The 544-nt window shown below is 41.0% G+C and carries 2 protein-coding genes; both read left to right on the top strand.

Features of this window, described 5'->3' with window-relative positions; all coding sequences use genetic code 11:
• On the top strand, nucleotides 1–127 hold a 127-nt coding region (locus tag ACWHAR_RS31095), incomplete at its 5' end, for a hypothetical protein (protein WP_452088935.1).
• Between the two features lie 201 nt (nucleotides 128–328).
• Nucleotides 329–544, top strand: a 216-nt coding sequence (locus ACWHAR_RS31090; protein ID WP_452088934.1) for an MFS transporter, incomplete at its 3' end; no start/stop codon positions are given.

The raw sequence follows: 544 nt of genomic DNA, 5'->3' as shown, positions 1-544 counted from the left end.
AAAAACCGGGGACATGATCAACGATGGAGAGGACAAATGCGGCCCTCTCATCGAGAAGGCGAATGAAGAACTTTCCCTTTCCGATAAGATTATTAACGGTGATTTGCTGAGATTTTACAAAAAATAATCCGTCCCCTTTAAACCGGCATTCTCGCCGGCTTAAAGGGGCTGTTTAAATTGAGGGACAGCTGGGTATTATATACCGAATGTTAAAAATGAACTTGCGGTTTTGCAGTTCCTTCGTTACCCTAAATGAAAAGAGAAGTTATTTCGAGTGCCGATTATTTCATAAAGTGTTATAAAAAATGATAAATAAGAAGGTTTTAATATGAGTGAAACACAGCACAAGACAAATCAATTGCCGATTGTTGCCGTCTTGATTATGGGGACATTTATCGCCATTTTGAATCAGACGCTTTTGACGACGGCTCTGCCTCCGATTATGAGGGACTTAAACATTACGCCGGGGCTTGCCCAATGGCTGACGACCGTTTTTATGCTCGTGAATGGGATCATGATTCCAGTTACGGCTTTTTTAATTGAA

The organism is Bacillus sp. LR--39 (genome assembly GCF_053613335.1).
Note: the sequence above shows the minus strand (reverse complement) of the source record. Positions and strands in the feature narration are given on the sequence as shown.